The sequence below is a fragment of the Neobacillus sp. OS1-2 genome, from assembly GCF_030915505.1.
GTDB lineage: Bacteria > Bacillota > Bacilli > Bacillales > Cytobacillaceae > Neobacillus.
On sequence record NZ_CP133265.1, the window covers coordinates 1,651,456 to 1,670,563 of the forward strand.

At 45.1% G+C, this 19,108-nt stretch carries 23 protein-coding genes; 7 read left to right on the forward strand and 16 right to left on the reverse strand.

Going from position 1 to position 19,108, the window contains the following annotated elements; translation table 11 throughout:
• Positions 1-57 precede the first annotated feature (57 nt).
• Positions 58-960, forward strand: coding sequence for a hypothetical protein (locus RCG19_RS23695; protein ID WP_374049585.1), 903 nt, complete (start codon positions 58-60; stop codon positions 958-960).
• 200 nt (positions 961-1,160) lie between these two features.
• On the opposite strand, the gene murA is transcribed toward RCG19_RS23695, so the two are convergent.
• From murA to RCG19_RS08075, 5 genes are all read right to left on the reverse strand, one after another.
• A complete protein-coding gene (murA, locus tag RCG19_RS08055; RefSeq protein ID WP_308110434.1) occupies positions 1,161-2,471 on the reverse strand; it encodes a UDP-N-acetylglucosamine 1-carboxyvinyltransferase in 1,311 nt (436 codons plus the stop codon).
• Positions 2,472-2,503: 32 nt separating this feature from the next.
• A complete protein-coding gene (locus RCG19_RS08060; RefSeq protein ID WP_308110435.1) occupies positions 2,504-3,385 on the reverse strand; it encodes a YwmB family TATA-box binding protein in 882 nt (293 codons plus the stop codon).
• Between the two features lie 254 nt (positions 3,386-3,639).
• Positions 3,640-3,876 (reverse strand): DUF1146 family protein, encoded by a 237-nt coding sequence (locus tag RCG19_RS08065; protein ID WP_308110436.1) that lies wholly within the window; start codon positions 3,874-3,876, stop codon positions 3,640-3,642.
• A gap of 240 nt (positions 3,877-4,116) precedes the next feature.
• On the reverse strand, positions 4,117-4,296 hold the full coding sequence (locus RCG19_RS08070; RefSeq protein WP_308110437.1) for a hypothetical protein: 180 nt from the start codon (positions 4,294-4,296) through the stop codon (positions 4,117-4,119).
• An 80-nt stretch (positions 4,297-4,376) separates the two neighbouring features.
• Positions 4,377-4,703, reverse strand: a complete 327-nt coding sequence (locus RCG19_RS08075) for a YflT domain-containing protein (protein WP_166242332.1) — start codon at positions 4,701-4,703, stop codon at positions 4,377-4,379.
• A gap of 428 nt (positions 4,704-5,131) precedes the next feature.
• Between RCG19_RS08075 and RCG19_RS08080 the strand changes: the two genes are divergently transcribed.
• Positions 5,132-5,464 carry an IDEAL domain-containing protein gene (locus RCG19_RS08080; protein ID WP_308110438.1) on the forward strand — a complete coding sequence of 111 codons (333 nt, stop codon included), beginning with the start codon at positions 5,132-5,134 and terminating at the stop codon, positions 5,462-5,464.
• A gap of 82 nt (positions 5,465-5,546) precedes the next feature.
• Positions 5,547-5,801, forward strand: coding sequence for a GlsB/YeaQ/YmgE family stress response membrane protein (locus RCG19_RS08085; protein WP_308110439.1), 255 nt, complete (start codon positions 5,547-5,549; stop codon positions 5,799-5,801).
• Positions 5,802-6,023: 222 nt separating this feature from the next.
• Here RCG19_RS08085 and RCG19_RS08090 read toward each other — a convergent pair whose 3' ends face one another.
• Entirely contained in the window at positions 6,024-6,884 is an 861-nt protein-coding gene (locus RCG19_RS08090; protein ID WP_308110440.1) for a CheR family methyltransferase, read from the reverse strand.
• On the reverse strand, positions 6,881-9,637 hold the full coding sequence (locus RCG19_RS08095; protein ID WP_308110441.1) for a CHASE3 domain-containing protein: 2,757 nt from the start codon (positions 9,635-9,637) through the stop codon (positions 6,881-6,883). The genes RCG19_RS08090 and RCG19_RS08095 overlap by 4 nt, the downstream gene beginning before the upstream one ends.
• A gap of 185 nt (positions 9,638-9,822) precedes the next feature.
• Between RCG19_RS08095 and RCG19_RS08100 the strand changes: the two genes are divergently transcribed.
• Positions 9,823-10,293, forward strand: a complete 471-nt coding sequence (locus RCG19_RS08100) for a Dps family protein (RefSeq protein ID WP_374049586.1) — start codon at positions 9,823-9,825, stop codon at positions 10,291-10,293.
• A gap of 236 nt (positions 10,294-10,529) precedes the next feature.
• On the opposite strand, the gene RCG19_RS08105 is transcribed toward RCG19_RS08100, so the two are convergent.
• Positions 10,530-10,823 carry a hypothetical protein gene (locus tag RCG19_RS08105; protein ID WP_308110442.1) on the reverse strand — a complete coding sequence of 98 codons (294 nt, stop codon included), beginning with the start codon at positions 10,821-10,823 and terminating at the stop codon, positions 10,530-10,532.
• A 148-nt stretch (positions 10,824-10,971) separates the two neighbouring features.
• Here RCG19_RS08105 and RCG19_RS08110 point away from each other — a divergent pair, with 148 nt between their 5' ends.
• Positions 10,972-11,442, forward strand: a complete 471-nt coding sequence (locus RCG19_RS08110) for a DUF3291 domain-containing protein (protein ID WP_308110443.1) — start codon at positions 10,972-10,974, stop codon at positions 11,440-11,442.
• Between the two features lie 91 nt (positions 11,443-11,533).
• Here RCG19_RS08110 and RCG19_RS08115 read toward each other — a convergent pair whose 3' ends face one another.
• The 4 genes from RCG19_RS08115 to RCG19_RS08130 form a co-directional block, all read right to left on the reverse strand.
• The gene (locus tag RCG19_RS08115; protein ID WP_308110955.1) at positions 11,534-12,670 is read right to left on the reverse strand and encodes a PP2C family protein-serine/threonine phosphatase; all 1,137 of its coding nucleotides are present in this window, start codon (positions 12,668-12,670) and stop codon (positions 11,534-11,536) included.
• A gap of 96 nt (positions 12,671-12,766) precedes the next feature.
• Positions 12,767-13,558: an RNA polymerase sigma factor SigB gene (gene sigB / locus RCG19_RS08120; protein WP_308110444.1), complete on the reverse strand. Its 792-nt coding sequence runs from the start codon at positions 13,556-13,558 to the stop codon at positions 12,767-12,769.
• Complete coding sequence (rsbW, locus tag RCG19_RS08125; RefSeq protein WP_308110445.1) at positions 13,512-14,006, reverse strand: anti-sigma B factor RsbW; 495 nt, start codon at positions 14,004-14,006, stop codon at positions 13,512-13,514. The genes sigB and rsbW overlap by 47 nt, the downstream gene beginning before the upstream one ends.
• Positions 14,003-14,326, reverse strand: a complete 324-nt coding sequence (locus RCG19_RS08130; protein WP_308110446.1) for an anti-sigma factor antagonist — start codon at positions 14,324-14,326, stop codon at positions 14,003-14,005. The genes rsbW and RCG19_RS08130 overlap by 4 nt, the downstream gene beginning before the upstream one ends.
• Before the next feature lie 301 nt (positions 14,327-14,627).
• On the opposite strand from RCG19_RS08130, the gene acpP reads away from it, so the two are divergent.
• Positions 14,628-14,855, forward strand: a complete 228-nt coding sequence (gene acpP / locus RCG19_RS08135; protein WP_308110447.1) for an acyl carrier protein — start codon at positions 14,628-14,630, stop codon at positions 14,853-14,855.
• A gap of 215 nt (positions 14,856-15,070) precedes the next feature.
• Positions 15,071-15,229, forward strand: coding sequence for a hypothetical protein (locus tag RCG19_RS08140; protein ID WP_308110448.1), 159 nt, complete (start codon positions 15,071-15,073; stop codon positions 15,227-15,229).
• 110 nt (positions 15,230-15,339) lie between these two features.
• On the opposite strand, the gene RCG19_RS08145 is transcribed toward RCG19_RS08140, so the two are convergent.
• From RCG19_RS08145 to RCG19_RS08160, 4 genes are read right to left on the reverse strand one after another with little or no spacing between them, the layout of a single operon-like run.
• A complete protein-coding gene (locus RCG19_RS08145) occupies positions 15,340-16,008 on the reverse strand; it encodes a YknW family membrane protein (RefSeq protein WP_308110449.1) in 669 nt (222 codons plus the stop codon).
• 18 nt (positions 16,009-16,026) lie between these two features.
• On the reverse strand, positions 16,027-17,226 hold the full coding sequence (locus RCG19_RS08150; RefSeq protein ID WP_308110450.1) for an ABC transporter permease: 1,200 nt from the start codon (positions 17,224-17,226) through the stop codon (positions 16,027-16,029).
• Positions 17,223-17,906, reverse strand: coding sequence for an ABC transporter ATP-binding protein (locus tag RCG19_RS08155; RefSeq protein ID WP_308110451.1), 684 nt, complete (start codon positions 17,904-17,906; stop codon positions 17,223-17,225). The genes RCG19_RS08150 and RCG19_RS08155 overlap by 4 nt, the downstream gene beginning before the upstream one ends.
• Complete coding sequence (locus tag RCG19_RS08160; protein WP_308110452.1) at positions 17,903-19,090, reverse strand: efflux RND transporter periplasmic adaptor subunit; 1,188 nt, start codon at positions 19,088-19,090, stop codon at positions 17,903-17,905. The genes RCG19_RS08155 and RCG19_RS08160 overlap by 4 nt, the downstream gene beginning before the upstream one ends.
• Between the last annotated feature and the right edge of the window lie 18 nt (positions 19,091-19,108).

Genomic DNA, 19,108 nt, shown 5'->3' on the forward strand with positions numbered 1-19,108 from the left:
GGAATATGACATAGGCTAATGTAAACATCACATTTTTTTAATAAGGGGAATAGGCGTATGCACCAGTATTGGTATGAGAGTTCAAATGTGAGCGGGCAGCAATTTACTAACCATATTTCAGGTTTAAAGGGTTTTCAGCGTATTGAACAACCACTTGTTAATGAAACTTCACCCCTCAGTCACATGAGTTTGGCTTCACAAGAGCCTTCTTCCAGTTGGACAACACAGGCTGACAATAAGGACCATACCTCCCATGGACACAACGGGATACCGATACAGTCGATTGATCATGACGATTGGCCGTCACATGAACAGCTTGCCAACTGGCTGCACCTTCCCGAACAGCCGGGTTCCACGTCGCTGCCGCAAAAACAACTCGGGGCTTGGATGCCGCCGGTTGAACATGACGATTGGGAATCGGTAGAGCAGCCGGCCAACTGGCCGCAGCTTCCTAACCATCCGGGTTTCGCACCTCAAGGAAACCACACTCCTTGGGTGCAACCCATACCAATCAACCATGCCGGTAAGATCGCACAAGGACAAGGACAAGGACAGCCTCCAGGCTGGGCTCTACCCCCTGGCAATATGGGGTTCAATGCTCAAAAGCCGTCCTTCCCTTGGGGTCAACTGCATCCAGTCCATCCTGCAGGGATAGGGATGCCCGCACACGGACATCTTGCCGCTTTGCCACAGCATCCCATTAGTCCTTTCGGTTACGGTTATGGAGCCAATGCTAATGGACAGCAGGCGAACTGGAATGGCTTTGGAAACCCTGCAGGCTGGGGAGGACAGGGTCACCCCATGGGATGGGGTGCTCCGTGGGCCCCGATGGGATGGGGGAATAACCAAGGAAAAGGCCAGCCGGGAATACTTGAAGGCTTACTTAAAGTGGGAAAGGGCACCATGGGCGGAATAGGGATGATTAGCGGCCTAATCGGTATGGGAAAATTCCTATTTTAGCAACTTTGACCAAGGGGACCCGATCGTGATAACGAGATAACCATTATGCAAAAGAGAAAAACGGTGACAGGCACCAATTCCACCACAGCCACACTAAAAAACCTCAGAACGACAAAAAATCCCGAAGGATGCGCCAATCCAGTCTGATATCAGACCACCGCAACCTTCGGGATTCTCCGTTAAACCGTAACACCTATCTATTATGCATTCATATCCGAAATATATTTCTCGACTTCAACAAAGGTTTCGTCTGCTTCCTTCACACGTTCGATGTCAGCGCCTAAGCCTGCCAACTTGCCGTGGAAGTTCACGTAGCCGCGATCTAAGTGTTTCAACTCCGTCACGCGTGTCACGCCTTCAGACACCAATCCCGTCAAAATCAACGCTGCCGCTGCCCGTAAATCTGTCGCGGACACCTCAGCACCCTGCAAATTCGATGGACCCGTTAAAATAACCGAACGGCCTTCAATCTTGATCTCCGCATTCATGCGGCGGAATTCCTCAACGTGCATGAAACGGTTCTCGAACACCGTTTCCGTAATCATCGAAGTCCCCTGTGCACGAAGCAATAACGCCATCATTTGCGACTGCATATCCGTCGGGAAACCCGGATGCGGCATCGTTTTAATATCGACCGCCTTCAACTGCTCAGGACCGATGACACGAACGCCATCATGTTCCTCCACAATCGTCACACCCATCTCTTCCATCTTCGCAATCAAAGAGGATAAATGTTCCGGAACCGCTCCCTGCACCAATACATTTCCACCCGTAATCGCCGCAGCTACCATAAACGTACCTGCCTCAATCCGGTCTGGAATAATCGCATGATCTGCGCCAAATAACACATCAACGCCCTCAATGCGAAGAGTACCCGTGCCGGCACCTCTCACGCGAGCGCCCATTTTATTTAAGAAATTGGCCAAATCTACAATTTCTGGTTCTTTTGCGACGTTTTCAATGATCGTCGTGCCCTGTGCAAGAGTCGCCGCCATCATAATGTTTTCTGTTGCACCAACACTTGGGAAATCCAAGTAAATCTTAGCTCCCTTTAAGCGGCCATCAACCTCCGCATCAATAAAGCCATTTCCTACCTTCACCTTCGCACCCATGGCCTCAAAACCCTTTAGATGCTGATCAATAGGACGTGATCCTATCGCACAACCACCAGGTAAGGCGACACGAGCTCGGCCGTTACGAGCGAGTAATGATCCCATGACAAGAACAGACGCACGCATTTTACGTACGTATTCGAATGGAGCCTCATCTTTTAACACTCTGGATGCATCCACAACCACTGAATTATTGTCAAATACCACTTCAGCATTTAAGTTCCGTAAAACTTCATTAATTGTAAATACATCGGAGAGTGTAGGTACATCACGAATTACACTTTTTCCATCACTTGCTAATAATGTTGCAGCGATAACAGGCAGCACGGCATTTTTTGCACCTTCTACTTTAACCGTTCCATAAAGCCTTTGTCCGCCGCGGACGATGATCTTTTCCAAGAGTATTCCCCTCCGCGTCCATTTTCTCTATATTAATATTCAATCGTAATGATTGGTGTGCCAACTACAACCGTAGTCTTTCCGCCCAATCCTTCGGAGCGTACGCCAATTTGTAAATTCATGTTATTTTTTTGTTCATCTATGGAGCCTGAAAACATCGGCGATATCGCCGAAACAGACATGAAAGTCTCCTCTTTTAACGCTTCGACCTCTTTAGCATCAAAACCGGCCAGCAACTTCCTCACCGTCACCGGTAAAGCCTCATCAATCTTATCACTGAAAACGCCTTTCATACAAGAGAAAACTGTAGGTTCCCCTCGAAATATGTCAGTTAACCTATTTTTAAAATCATCCCTAGATAAAAAGGCCTGAGAAGACTCGTTCCACTCCTTACCACTGACACTATATACTATATACGCATTAACAGGTTGTTTTGTGTGGGTAGCCATCAGTTGAAGCATTTCTTTGTGGTGTTTGGATGGAGATATTGCCGTTACTTCCCATTTCTGGCTGGTGTTCGTCACAGACCATTCCCAATCAGGAAACTTCCGCCGCAGCACGTCCGCATAATCCTGGACCTCCTGCACACTTTCCATTCCAACAACATGTTCCCGTGCATAAAAAGACCATTCATCGAGCAAAATATCTTCGGCATGTAAAACAGCGCCCATTTTCGCTAAATCCTTTTGAAAAATGGACAAGCTGCCGTCCGTATGATTTTTCAAATTAACAGGGGTGACACCTACGGCGCCCTTACCTACAGTTTGAAAAAGTTCTTTGCCGGCTTCGATCGTTGTTTCAGCGCGAAGAAAATCTAGACCGCTCTTTGCTTCTGTCGTTCGGTTCCCAATCACAACAAGGATCAAACTCAAAATCGTCACGATATATAAAAACATCTTGCTATTTCTCTTCATCTCTACTCCCCCTTACTACCAGTGTTGCCAGGTAGCAAGAGAGCAATACTTGGGAAATGTCGTCACTTTTTGACAAGTTCCAAGGTTCTATTTAAAAACGAAAGAGAACTTTTTCAGCCATTCCAAATTTGGGACAAACTTAGCTTTCCACATAAACTCGATTGTACTCAAAATCTCAGCAAATGGGAACATGTACGAAGACCTAAATTTTTACCAATTTTGGCAAAGCAATTGGAACCGTCCCCTGCTTCACTTTAATTAAAAATCATCGGTAGTTGTTGCGACCATTGAAGGTAATCAAGGAAAAAGTTACTAACAGATGATCCGATGAAAATGGCTAATAATATGTACAGTAATCGCGCTTGCACCACACGGTTTGGCCGCAGCAGCTTTTCCAAGCGAATCGCTTGCAGTGCCCACCAGGAAATCGCAATAAAAACCAAATGCGACAGGATGCTGACCACTGCTATTTGCCCAAAATCATTTATCATGCTGATCCCTCCTTTTCGAAGCAGGGGACGATTCTGCTGCTTCATTCCGAAGCAGAAGAACCGTCCCTTGCTTTAACCCAAAGACTATTCTACCATACAGACGAATGAAAGTCCTGAAAGTTTCCTTTTTGGGTAATATTTGGAAAATTAAAAATCTTGAAAGGGCTTACTATCTTTAACTGACAAAATACCGTTCACAACATTTAAACGGTGTTTTGTCAGTTAAGCCTGTTACGACCATTAAACCTCATTCCAAACCCTCGATAAATTTAATGGAACATACACCTTATTTCCTTGAATCTCTCGGTGGATGATGGGTTCCTCAAACTGCTGTTCCCAGCTGGATTTTCCGCCAACTTTATGTCGCGCTCGATAATAGGCCCCTACTAATTTTTCCAAACTTAAATTTGAATACTTCATCCGATTCTCCTCCCTTTGTTTAAGCGGGGCGGAGATTCCGCCAAGTTTTGGACTTGGTTCGGAATTCCGCCAAACCCCATTTATGCTGATTTTGACGCTACAACTACGACCCTGCCTTGATCCAATTCTTCCTCATAATGCTCAGCTTCGGCATGGGATAGCCCCAATGACTCGAGCTTTGAGCGAAGTTCGTCGCCACGGGTTCGAAAGACATTGGCGATGGAATCAAACACCCCCTGCTCACCGACCCCAATTCCGCCAATATCCAGGGAATCGGTTAAATCCTCCGAGCGGTGCTTATCGTGTGCCAATAAATAGATTTCATCCTTCGTGAACCCCTGCATGATAAGTTGCTCAATTTCTCTTTTTGCTTCGACACCATTTTCAACTACTTTTACTTGTTCCATTTTCATTCCTCCTCATTTTGTTTCTAATGGGTATATAACCGCATCTTGAAAAAATAAAACATTTTTCTTTTGGCTCTGTGATAACTGAATGTTGATTCACTGAGTTTGAAAAATAAATGGAAGAATTCCGTTTAAATTGAAAAATACCCCCATTTCCTTAAAAATAATGGGAGTTTTTCCGGTTATATTGTCTAAATCGTTGAATTTTGTCCTATTTAGAGAAGTTAATCGGAATATCTCCGCCTAAATTAGCTTCTTAAGCCTCCTGGATATACATTAGACAGAAATTCTCCGCCTATAAATTCCCATACCTGCCCAAAAACAATAACAGAGTCTTTCTTTTTTAATAGTAAGTTACTAACTCACCCAGCATGGGTATACAGAAATCACGTAACGGGGTTGGCCCGTCATTCAATGGAGGTGTATATATGAAGAAACTGTTATGTAAATATTGTGGGAATGCTGAATTTTATGTGCTAAACGTCAACGAAACCCTTTGTAAATGCGGTGTACGCTTGACCAAACTCAGTGATTATCTAAGAGAGGATTCGCCCAAATGGCGGGGCGATCACAAACGGCAAGCAGAGGTTGTTTCAAAAATTAGTTTATTAAAACGGGAAATTGACAATTGCCTTGATGAACGGGATGCAGAGCGATTTAAAAAGTTAACCTATGAATTAAGGCTCTGCGAACATGCATTGATCGACTCGAGAGCACGTTTCAAGGAACGAATAAATCAAAACGGCAAAACGTACAGTTGATTTGGACACACGACAATGAGGTTTATTTTTCAAAAATCCGGGTACTTCAATTAACAGTACATTAAAAAAGGAGAGAGTGATTATGGGATTTATTTGGTCATTAATTATTGGAGGCATCATCGGCTGGTTAGCCGGACTGATTATTGGACGTGACGTACCAGGCGGCATCATCGGCAATATTATCGCCGGATTTATCGGAGCTTGGCTCGGATCTTTACTATTAGGCGGCTGGGGCCCCGTCATCGGCGGCTTTTACTTCATTCCGGCACTCATCGGAGCGATCGCCCTTGTCTTTATCTTGAGCCTGATCTTAAAAGGAATGAAACGTACAGCTTAATCGTGTAACCACTTAATAAGGGGCTGCTACAAAGGCAGCCTCTTTTTCATGTGTTAACTTCAGGTATTTAGGATAGAGGTTTATTTTTCGACATGATGGGTATTTCATACATAAATAACCCTTTTGGAGAATTCAAGGGAAGACGTCCCTTACGATTTACTAACATAACGGATCTGCCCCCCGATGCGTTAGCATATTAACGCATCGGGGGGCAGGCACTTTCTACATTTTTCGATAAATCCGCTCATGCAGATTAAATTCTTCATAGTGGATCCCTTTTGGCATAAACAAGATTGACTCTTTACTGCCAAGCCCGATGAAACCGCCGGCAGCCAGGCTGTTGTACATCAAACGATGAACCTGCTGCTGCAACCCATGGTCAAAATAAATCATGACATTGCGGCAAAGAATCACATGAAATTCATTGAATGATCCATCCGTCACCAAGTTATGCTGAGCAAAAATAAGCTTCTCTGCCAAACTAGGCTGAAAATAAGCAAATTGATGGTCGGTTGTATAGTACTCGGAAAAAGCCTTGCTGCCACCGGCTTTCAAATAATTCTTCGTATATTGCTGCATTTTCTTTAAAGGAAAGGCCCCCTTTTGCGCAGCAGCCAAGGCCATTTCGTTCATATCGGTCGCATAGATGGTCGTCTTATCCGCCAGACCCTCTTCCTGAATGAGGATCGCCATCGAATAGACCTCCTCGCCGGTCGCACAGCCGGCATGCCAAATCCGAATTTCCGGCAGCTCTCTTAACAGCGGCACGACCTCGTTGCGAAAGGCCGCAAAGAAGTCCGGGTCACGATACATTTCCGTCATCCGGATCGACAAATCATTTAATAATCGCTCCAAATACCCCTGTTCATGGAGCACTTTTTCCAACAAAGCCGTGATCGTCGGCAACCTTTCCGCCTTCATCCGATTCAAAATTCTTCTGCAGAGCGACGCCCGCACATACCCGCGGAAGTCGTAGCCATACTTCTGATACAGGCCCTCGAGCAGCAAATTGATTTCGATTTCCTGAAGTTCATTCAGCGGCGGTGCTTCTGTTTCGGTAACTAGTTCGGTCTGTGTTTTCATCGCGGATCCACCTGCTCCGTCAGCCACACCCGCATTAACGAGAAAAGCTGGTCAATATTTAAAGGCTTCATTATATAATCAGATGCTCCTGCTTCCATACATTTGTCGCGTTCGCCCTTCATGGCCTTCGCGGTCAAGGCAATAATCGGCAGGGACTGCAGCCCGAGGTCGTGGCGGATGACCTGCATCGCCTCATACCCGCCCATCACCGGCATCATAATATCCATAAAGATCAAGTCGAAATCCGCTTGTTGCCGCAGCATTTCAATAGCATGCTTCCCGTTTTCCGCCACTTCTACAACAACGCCTTTTCTTTCAAGCGCCGTCACCAGCGAGTATACATTGCGGCCATCGTCTTCAACCAGAAGTACTTTTTTTCCTTTAAAAAGTAAATCCTCCGAGCTTTGGATGACAATTTGTTCGCTCACGGGGGCTTCTTCCTCATTTATGACGCTCACATCTGCAGCCACTTCCTCCAGGGCCAGTTTATAATCGTCCACACGACCATAGTACTCAGACTCCAGTTTGCACGGGATATATAACGTAAACGTACTTCCTTTATCCGGTTCACTTTGAACGTGGAGGGCACCGCCGAGCAGCTTGGTAAATTCGCGGCAGATCGATAATCCCAGCCCCGTCCCGCCATATTGCCTGTTCGTGGTGCCGTCCACCTGTTGAAAGGCCTCGAAAATGATTTGCTGCTTTTCGGGCGGAATCCCGATTCCGGTATCGGCAACTGAAATCGCCAGTACCCCTTCTGCTCCTTGAATTCCGGGCACTTTTTCAGAAGCAGCCATGCCCATTCTCAAGCTGACCGAGCCTCGTTCTGTAAATTTAAACGCATTCGACAATAAATTTTTCAAAATTTGCTGCAAGCGATGACCGTCCGTCGAAATGACCGCAGGGACATCCGGGTCGATCGACACGTCAAACCCTACATTCTTATTCGCCGCGACTGGGTCGAACAGATTCCGCATCATCTGTGGTATTTCTGTCACATTCACTTCATCTGTGACCACTTCAATTTTTCCCGCTTCAATCTTTGATAAATCAAGGATATCATCAATCAAGCGCAGTAAATCCCCGCCAGAGGTATGGACAACGCGGGCGTACTCACTCACTTCCGCGGCGTCCATTTCTGAATTACTCTCCATCAGCATTTGCGACAGAATCAGAATGCTATTCAATGGCGTCCGCAGCTCATGCGACATGTTTGCAAGGAAATCTGTTTTGTATTGTGAACTCATTTGCAGTTTCCGTGAATACTCCTCAAGTTCGTCCTTCGCTATTTTCAAATCAAATGCCCGTTGTTCGGCATATTGCTTCTGTTCTTCTAAAAAGTCATTGGTCACCTTGAGCTGTTCCTGCTGCATTTGCAATTCTTCCGATTGGGCCTGGAGCTCTTCCGATTGCGCCTGCAATTCCTCCGTTAAAATTTGTGATTCCCCGAGCAGCCGCTCCACTTCCATCCGCCCGTTCACACTGGAAATCACCGAGCCAAACTTATCTTGAAGCATGTCGAGCAGTGTCAGATGCTGCGCAAGAAATGGCTGCAGCGCGGCGAATTCAACCACCGCTTCGACCCTGTCCTCAAACATAATCGGGGCAATTAATAAGTTTGTTGGCGAGGAAACCCCTAAGCCCGAAGTCACTTTAAAATGCTCCTCCGGCAGCTGGTCAATCAGAAACAGTCGCTTATCAAGGGCTGCTTGACCAATCAGCCCTTCACCCAAACGAAAGCTTGCCGCGGCCTGTCCGTCCTCTGCAATCGCGTAGCCCGCCACTTTGACGTAATCCACCACTGTGCCTTGACTCCGGCGAAGATAGACCACCCCGTAAGTTGCTTGAAGCAGCGGAGCAAGCTTCGTCACGAATGCCTGCGACAGTTCGGTAATATCGGTCATCCCTTGATACATCGTAGAAATATCCGTCATACTTTTCTGCACCCAGCTCTGTTTCTCGAGATTGCTGAGGAGGCTGTTCATCGCCTCCGCCAGCTCCCAGGTCTCATCACGCGTGCTTACTTTGATCCTTGTTGTCAGATCCACCTTTGAATCTGCGTCAGTAATACTTTTAATCGTCTTAATCACTTGTTTAATCGTTCGCACAATGGAATTTGACAGGAAAAAGGCTGTGGCAATCGTAATCACCGTCACCAAAATGATAATCGCATACAGGGTTATTTTTAAATTTGTATTGTTTTGATTGAGCTGGCTAATCCGATCGGCCGTCAATTGCTTCTCATTGGCAAGAAATGAATCCAATTGCGTACGCAGCTGATCGATCATTTTCTTTCCAGTGTTTTTATTGAAATGCTCATCCAATGCCGCTGTGTTGTTCGCCCTTTTTTGATTGACGACATATTCCCCGGACTTTTCCATCCAGGTCAGCAGCAGCGGTTTTATTTCCTCCAAATTCCGCTGCTGTTTGCCGTTATCCGTCAACATGGAATGCAGTTTATTGTAATTGTCCAGCCAGCTCCGGCTCGCCAGATGATAAGGTTCGAGATACTCCTCATCGCCCGTAATCACAAATCCCCTCATCCCTGTTTCCATATCGAGAATATTTTTTTGAATCTGATTCGCCAGGTCGTGGACTTCAATATCATGTTTGGATATGAAATTGACCTCATTCTGCAAAGCTGTCATTCTATTAATCACGATTAGCAAGGACAGCACCAAGCAGACCAATATTGTTACATAACCCGTAATAATTTTCGCATGAATGTTGTATTTCCACCCTTTGATCGTCATCGCCCCCGCAATCATTCGTCTATCGAAATATACCTTATTCTACCATACCGTGTTCATCTTTGAATAAAGCACACACTTTTACCTACTAATTACCCATTTCACTTTTTCTTAAAACCTACTTTTTGAAAAATAAATTTGGGGGTTTCAACCGGTTCGGGGACGGGTACAAAAGGAGTATCAACGAAATGGAGGTAGGTAAAATGGCCAAAACAAAAGAAAAAGTTTTATCAGCAGAAGTACTCGACAAGCAGGTGGCAAATTTCTCGGTTCTTTATATGAAACTGCATCATTATCATTGGTATGTAAAAGGCGAGAATTTCTTCAAGCTGCATGTAAAGTTCGGGGAATTGTACGCGGAGGCTGGGTTACATCTTGATACGATCGCGGAACGAATGCTGGCGGTTGGGGCGTTACCAACAGCTACTTTAAAAGAGCAATTGGGGCTGACTTCGCTTGAGGAGGCTAGCGGTGGTGAAAGTGCGCATGAGATGGTGCGTACCCTGGCCGATGACTTTGACACTATTTGCACGGAACTTACAGAAGGAATCACGGCAGCCGAAGACAACGATGATCAGCCAACCGCCGATTTGTTCATTGCGATTCGGACATCGTTGGAGAAGCATAGATGGATGCTTGAGGCGTATTTGGCAGAGTAACGAGGAGTTTACTGGGTGCCAGCGGGCGTGCTGGCACCTTGTGTTGCGTAGCTTTTTAATAGATTCTCATTAAACGGGCACATAGAACCTGTCTACGTTACCTTTTTCATCGATTTCCCGCCAAACGGGTACATAGAGCCTGTCTACGTTACCTTTTTCATCGATTCCCAACAAAAAATGGTTCCTATCAGCTGATTGTGAGCCAAATGCGACCTTTGGTAAGGTTGATCCTCCCTTTAATTCGAATTCAATTTTTGAAAAGCTATAGGAACATCTTGTTCTTTAACAAAGATTTCATATTGCATTTGGCGGTTCCCTCCGAACATGGGGGTTGAGGTTTGATTGAAAATAGATTTCGTCCTATATTTAATTCCCACCTGATTAAGTTTACCGATTGCTCTAAAATAGTCTTCATCATTAAAAGTGATCAAAACGGAAGTCCACTTTCTGTAAGAGACATATTCAATGATCCCAAACACCAATAAAACCGGCACAAACAATAGTATAAATGGGAGAATAATATCCATCATTTTGCTCCCTTCTTTATTGATTATCATTATATATATATATCTATAAGCTTTTAATTAGAATTGGTCTTATCCATCCATTCCTTGTTCACCTGGAATGAGACCTGCTTTTCTAGAATATACGTAGGTAAAAAGTGTAAATGGGGAGATTATGATGGCCTTTGTTGCGATCTATACGGTTGGTAGGCTAAGACAACCTTATGAACATCCAGCCTCTCGTGAGTTTTTTGAAGTGGGATATAAAATCATGCGGCAGGCATCCATGTCAGGACGGCTGATAAAAGAGTTTACTCATGATGGATTATCCTTCCCTAAGGAAGCGGTTAATGGGGAGGGTTCACCGATTCTGACACTAACGGTATGGGAAAGCCTTCAGTCTTTATACCGTTTTACCTACTCAGGTAAACATAAGCAAGCTTTACGGGACAGAAACAGGTGGATGGATCCGCCTCAAGAAAAACAACCAAACTATGTGGTGTGGTGGACAGAAACGGTGAAGGACGTATCCTGGGAGGAGGCTTCCAAGCGATATAACTACTATATGCAGCATGGATCGACTCCTTTTGCGTTTGACTATACGCATGCATTTGATGAAACTGGGGCGCCCTTCTTGCTTAACTAACTGTGGGACTGTCTCCTGCTGGAAACTCGCACGAATTGGTGGGGCTTTCGCCGATTGAAGCGCCACCATCCGCCACACCCCTCTCCCCCCATCACTTCGTCGCAATCATCACCAAACAAATATCATCCTTCTGAGGATTCATAAGTTCGCGTCCAGGCTGCAAGCGCTGAAGCAGCGCTGCTGGATCGTCCATGCCATCCTCTTTCATGCAGCTCGTCAGCTTAACACTCGCATCCTCATACTCCTCCTCCAGCCATTCCGACAAGCCATCCGTATACAGTAAAATCTGTGCCCTATCTGTGTACGAAATAACTCCCTTACACACCTCAATTTCATCAAAAAAGCCCAAGGCACAGCAGCCTTCCTCCATCATCTGCACTTTCCCGTCAACCATCGCAATCCCCGCTGGGTGCCCGGCATTCACATACTCAATCGACTGCTCCTCGGTATCAAGCACAAAGTATATCGCCGTAAAATAATAATTGATCAAAGTATCATTATGCAGTTGATTCATCCGCCGGTTCAGTTCCCTCATCACCGCTTCCGGATCACATAAACTAGTAATCGAATCCTTTAGCGCTGAATAAATGTACATACACACGAGCGATGACGAAATCCCATGACCCATCATATCGAGTAAAATCACACCATAGCGATGCGGACTAATCTGGTACCAGGCATACAAGTCACCGGCAAGCTCAAAGGAAGGCTTGTAGACTGCCGAAATCGTCACATCTTCCTTTTGAACCGGCCCCGGAAGCATACTTAGCTGCACCTGCTTGGCCAAATCCAGCTCATATTGAATCCTCAGGTCCCGCTCCTTCCGCAAATCCTTCTCCTGCTTCAACCGCAGCACCGAGCGAATCCGCGCCAACAACTCGACCTTATTAATCGGCTTCATCACATAATCAAGCGCCCCCGCATCCATCGCCTCGGCCATCTTATTGGAATCCCCCATCGCTGTCACAAAAATAATCGGCAGATCGTGAAACCGTTCATTCCCCAGAACCGTGCGGCAGGCCTCAATCCCATCCACTTCCGGCATCATCAAATCCATCAGAATTAAATCAATATCACTCTCACCGGGATTGGGTGCATCCAGTTGTAAATAATCATATAGCTCCATTGCCGATGACAGCAACACCAATCGCTTATAACCAGCCTTATACAGAATCTTTTCCACAATCATCAAATTCGTCTTATTATCATCGACAATCACAATTTTCATAGCCATCCTGCTATCACCTCCTCTTTTTATGAAGCAGTGAAGCAGGGGACGGTTCTTATGATTTAAAACGGAAGAACCGTCCCCTGCTTCACCTTGTTACCGCAATAACACATCTGGGGTTTTGTCCTTGAGTGCTTTCCGCAGTTTTTCGAGCGCCTTTTTCTGCAGTCGTGACACATGCATCTGTGAAATCCCCAGATACTCGCCTGTTTCCCTTTGACTCTTATTCTCGACAAACGTGTGATGGATCACGTTCCTCTCTCTGTCCGATAATACCTGAAGCGCACTCTCAAGCAATAGCCTTTGATCCACCTGTTCATAGCCTTCATCATGCGTTCCTACTATATCTAAGGTTGTCACCGTACTCCCCTCAGATCCCATTTCAATCGTTTGGTCGACAGAAGCAGTCTGATAGCTTTTCCCCATTTCCATTGCCTCTAATAGTTCCTCTTCAGAAATCTCCATATGCTCAGCGATCTCGTGGATCATGGGGGATCGTTGATAGTGATTAGTCAGTTCGTCCACGACCGTTTTAATTTTCGGCCACGTTTCTTTGATCCTTCTTGGCACATGGACACCCCAGGTTTTATCCCGTAAAAATCGCTTAATTTCCCCAATCACGGTTGGGATTAAATAAGATTCAAACGCTCTTCCGATGCTGGGATCATATCGTCTAATCGCCGACAACAACCCAATCATCGCGACCTGCATTATATCTTCGTGGAAATTCTTCCCCTTCGAATATTTCCGTGCAAGGCTAGCGACCAGGGCCTGGTAATGTTCCACCAGTACCGTTTGCGCCTCCGAGTCCTCGTCCTGCTGGAATGCCAAAATCAAAGCATCAATTTCCTCCTTCGTTCGTCTCCCAGGTTGAGATGGTTGAGTCATGGTTTTCACACTCCCCACTTCGGTACTTCACCATGAAGACTGTCACTCCGGAATGATTCAACACCCGGACTTCGTCCATCAGCGTTTCTATCAAATATAAGCCTAACCCTCCCTCAGAAAGCTGGTCCACCGTACTAGTTTCCGTATAAGGGCCTAATTCTTCTTTTGTTTGGTAAAAATTAAAGCTTTTGCCGCTATCAGCCACAACGATTTCTACCTTATCCTGATAAATTCCGAAGCCGATGATCACCTCGCCACCCTCGTCCTTATGGTAAGCATGCTGGACAGCATTCGTGCACGCCTCACTGACGGCAATTTTCATATCCTCAATTTCCTCATATGTATATCCCATGCGGCTGGCAATTCCCGATAACGTCAAACGGATGACCCCAACATAATCGGGCTTTGCCGGAATCTTCATTTCAATATAATCCATCACTTTGCTCATCTTCCCCCACCCTCAGAAATATTCATTATGTGACTCAACCCCGTAATTTGGAACAAACGCTTCAGCCGCTCCGATAACTCCACCAATCTTAATTCACCGCCATTATTCTTCAACTGCTTAAACAGTCCAACAAAGACACCCAGCCCCGTGCTATCTAAATAGGATACATCTTTAAGATTGACCGTTATGAATGGATTCGTCCCCTCCGCAAGCGGCAATAATTCCTCCCTCAGCTTCGGTGCCGTAAACGCATCAATCTCCCCGCTGACAAACACCACAATTTCTTGTTCCTCCTGCCGTTTATCTATCTTCAAATTCATTTCATCACACCCTTACACTTTTAATTTGTACATACCCGCAAGACCGAAGCCGTAAACCTCTTTTTTTTAAAAATATTTCTTCTATTATATCAAAACAGGCTAGTCGCCCGCATAAACCGATTAACCAAGCCACCATTACTCAACAAAACTAGGTCTTATTTAGTTACTCTATTAAAAAAAACTAAACCCCCGCTCCTGTTTCCATCTTTGGTTCCCTACTGTTCATTGGATATTATTATCTATTTTGTGTTCTGAATTCGGCTGTTATAATGGTGGTTAGATAATACGAGGAGGGTGTCCCATGACCACATTTGAAAAGTTAAGGCCGATTATTGCAGACCAACTGGGTGTCAAAATGGAGAATATTAAATCGGAAGCATCTTTCAAAGATGATTTTGAAGCGGATTCGCTAGATATGGTGAACCTGACAATGGAAATTGAAGATGAATTCTCCATCGAAATTAGTGACAAAGTCGCTGCGAAGCTTCAAACGGTCGGAGATGTTGTCCATTATATTGAAACCCATTAATTGGAGAGTCCTACGGAGGCGGTTACTAGATTGCGTGTGAACGTATCGCAGACGGCATCGCCTTACGCTCGGGGGCCTGTTATGATCCAACAACTCCCAGAGACATGTGTCTCTGGGAGTTGTTGTTTGTTATCCTTTTATGATCGTGCTGTACTGCCAACTAGGTTTTATTTTTTAAAAAGAGGGTATGTAACCTTAAAAGGAGAGTAGGTACGATGAAAAAAAGTATGCAGGACAAGATCAATTCCAACAACAATAGTTCAATGGCTCAGAATCTAGATGAAGTAAAAGAACTCGGCAAGCAAATGAAGAAGGCCAAAACCGGCACGGAGCTGAAGGAAGAGCGGAATAAAACGCAGGATCCACAGCAATAAAGCAGCAGCCCTTTCAGAGGGGCTGCTGTTTACATTTTGGTAGTTAATAGAGGAAAACTCGGTCAATAGCCTGCTAAGCTACCGCCGAGTTACCACATCCCGATATAGGTTTATGCACCAAGAGTTGGGACAAGTCCCCCTAATGAACTTAAGGCAACTCCCAGCAGGAAGATAATGACGACGAGGGTAATGACTTTACCTTTAGATAACCCCGCAACTACCCTTAAGCCCATCCCTAACACCACATAATACCAAATATGAAAGATATCAAAATTAGAAGCAATCAACTTGAGCATTTGATTGTCTCCCATTAGTGGCGCTATGCTGGTGTAGTAGACTTCGTATCCGCCAACTGCCAATGAAATCAAACCATTAATGAGGACGCCGACTGACATTATCAGGGAGGAATAAAGGACGACGGCAAATAGTTTCATATAGGGAGTATCGTTGCCCATGAAGACCATGCACAGTTTATAGAAGGCGGCGACGATAAAGAACCTGGCAACCCCGCCGATTACTGCCCCAACAGTCCCCATTCCTACTGTAAAGGCCGCAGGGATTTCGATGGGTGTTGGTAAGTCGTTGAAAATCGGATTATTTAACCCTACGTACGCAACGATAGCCCCCGTGATCCCCGTAAGGATAAGCATGATGATCAGTGGTAAGGCAATTGGTGCTTTTTCTTTCATTCGTTCAAACTGAAGGGTTGGCGCCGCAATCATACCAAAAATAGACGGTTTTTCTACGTTTACAACCTTTTCCTTCACTACTGTTTCCATCTATGGATCTCTTCCTCTCTATTCATATCTTAATGCATCAATTGGATCGAGCTTTGCCGCTTTATTGGCCGGCATTAAACCGAAAATAATGCCCAGTGTCATGGAAAACAATACACCGCCAATTACCACTTTACCGGAAACGAGTGGCGGCCATTTGGCAAAGGTAGAGACAAGATACGCCCCACCAACCCCGAGTCCTATCCCAATTATTCCACCCAGGAGGGTCAGCATCATCGCTTCTATTAAAAATTGCAATAGAATTTTTCCTCTTGTCGCCCCGAGCGCTTTGCGGATCCCAATTTCTCTTGTTCTTTCCGTAACCGAGACGAGCATAATATTCATCACCCCAATCCCGCCGACAAGCAAGGAAATACCGGCGATGCCGCTAATAATCATGGTCATAATATTGGTTACCTGAGAAATCCCCTTTTGAATTTCCTCTAAATTAAATACTTCATACTTCCCTTCCAAATCGGGCGATTTTGTATCATTAAGCAGATTCACTGCCTTTTGTCCGGCCATTTCAAGGGTGCTGATATCCTTTGCTTGAAGTGTCACTGACTGGATATCGTCTGTTCCATATAAGGCCGGCCAGATCGATAGAGGGATGAGCATTTCAGGCATCCCCAATCCCAGAAATCCGTCTGAAGATTTGTACACCCCAATGACTTGAAAAGGCTGCCCCTTTATTTCAAGAATTTTTCCGACTGCCTTCCTGTTTTCAAAAAAATCCTTTGCTGCCTTTTCGTTGATCATCATGACATTATTGGATTGGGAAAAATCCACTTCATTAAGCATTCTCCCTTTTGTCACCTTTAGCGAATTCACCGCAAAATAATCATTTGTGATTCCATAGATTTGCGTACCAATGTTCTTATCATTTTCTGTTAGGGTTTCCATGGTATCGTTTGTCGTAATCACATGAGATATCTCAGGAATATCCCTAAGCTGGAGGAGATTCTCCTGTGTAAATGTCGGTTCTTCGCTGAAGGACAGGGTTGAAAAATCAACATTATCCGGTGTAAAAGTAATTTCGATAGTATTATTTCCAGAACCCGCAAACTGGGATTTCAGCGCTGCTTCCCCGCCTTGTCCGATCGCTACTACCGTAATAATGGATCCAACACCAATGATTATGCCTAGCATGGTAAGTGCGGAACGGAGCTTATGAGCGAGAATGGAGGAAAGGGCAATTTTCATACTTTCCATTAAACTCATGAGAACGCTCCCCTCCTATCCATGATAATACGGCCATCCCTTAGTAGAATATGCCGTGATGTATAGGCAGCGACTTCCTCCTCATGTGTAACCACGATAATCGTTGCCCCTTCATTATTCAGCTGAGTAAATATGTCCATCACTTGTTCCCCCGATTTCGTATCAAGCGCCCCTGTCGGTTCATCTGCTAGAATGAAGGACGGACGATTAGCGATCGCACGTGCGATCGCCACCCGCTGTTTCTGACCACCGGAAAGTTGATTCGGCAAATGGTCCATCCGATCGGCCAAACCTACCTTGACAAGTGCATCAACGGCTCGTTCCCTTTGCTCCTTTCTGCGAATTCCCCCATATACAAGCGGCAATTCTACATTCTCCAGCGCTGTTAATCTGGGAAGAAGATGAAAGTGCTGGAATACAAACCCTATGTATTGATTGCGAATCAGTGATAATCTCGTATCATCTGTTTGAAGTACATTCCTGTCATTTAACAGATATTCTCCCGTTGCTTTTCGATCCAGGCAGCCGATAATATTCATCAATGTTGATTTTCCCGATCCCGATGGGCCCATTATCGAAACAAATTCACCGGCTTCTATCTCCATATTGATATCGTGAAGCACTGGTACCTCAAGCATTCCTTGTTTGTATATCTTACTGATGTGCTGTAAGCTGATCATTTTCCTTTCACTTCCATTCCGTCATAAAGACGGTCGGAAGGATTATTAACGACCTTTTCACCCGCCTTCAAGCCTTCAAGCACTTCCGTCCATTCCCCATCACCGATCCCTATCGTGAGTGTTTTCTTATGTACCTTATTGCGATTTACCACATAGACAAACTTAGAATCCTCTTTTTCGATGATAGAACTACGTGGGATGGCCAGCATTCTTTTTCGGGTGAGTTCCACCTGAATGGAAACGTGGTAACCAGGTGATAAGTCCTCTTGCGTTTCCAATGCCGCTTTAAAGTTGTAATAGGAAATGTTCTGCGTTTGGTTCCCTGCTGCACCCGATAGCCCCTGTCCCAATTCACTAGATACAGGATACTCACTTACCTCGGTAATCTTCCCCTTCCATGTTTTGTTCGAAACGGCTTTTGAGGTGATTAGGATGGGTTGATCGGGCAGAATTTGTGCCTTTTGCAGTTCCGTTAATGTCCCCTCGATTCGGAATGGATCCTTGGAAGCAATTTGCATGATTGGATCCCCTTGACCACCAGTGGCCCCCGTTAGATTTTCCCCTATCTCCGTGTCCACCTTCTGCACAATTCCGGAGGCACTGCTATAGACAATTAACTCCTCCTGCTTCGTTTTCAATTGTTCTGCTGCGAGCTTATTTTTCTCCATTTCAAGATTTATGGATTGCTGCTCGTATTGTAAATCTTGGAGCTGTGCCTCTAAAGGTGCTAAAACATCTGCAGCCGCTCCCTCAACCTTTGCCTTTTGGATGTCTTTCTTTAAAGAAGCCATCTTTTCATTTCCCTGTTTAACGCGAAGATTTGTCGACTTTTTATCTAGTTCCAATTGTTTTTCCTGAATCGTCATGTCGGAGTTATCGTAGGAAAAGAGTTTATCCCCTTGTTTCACTTCCTGTCCTTCTTTTACAAAAAGCTCCTTGACCTTCCCTTTTGACGGATCCGCGTACAATGCCTCCACCTTTCCTGGTACAACTTGTCCTGAAACTAATTTTGTATTACTTATTTCTTTCTCTGTTACACTAACAAACTCCCAATCTTCCTTACTGCTATTTTTCTTATTTTGCATGACTGTAATATTAATTGCTGCGATGGTCACAATTGAAGCAATCAGCCCAATCACAATCCACTTCTTCCTCTTGGACGTAGGTATTTTTTCTACCTGCAAAGAACACTTCCTCCTTAC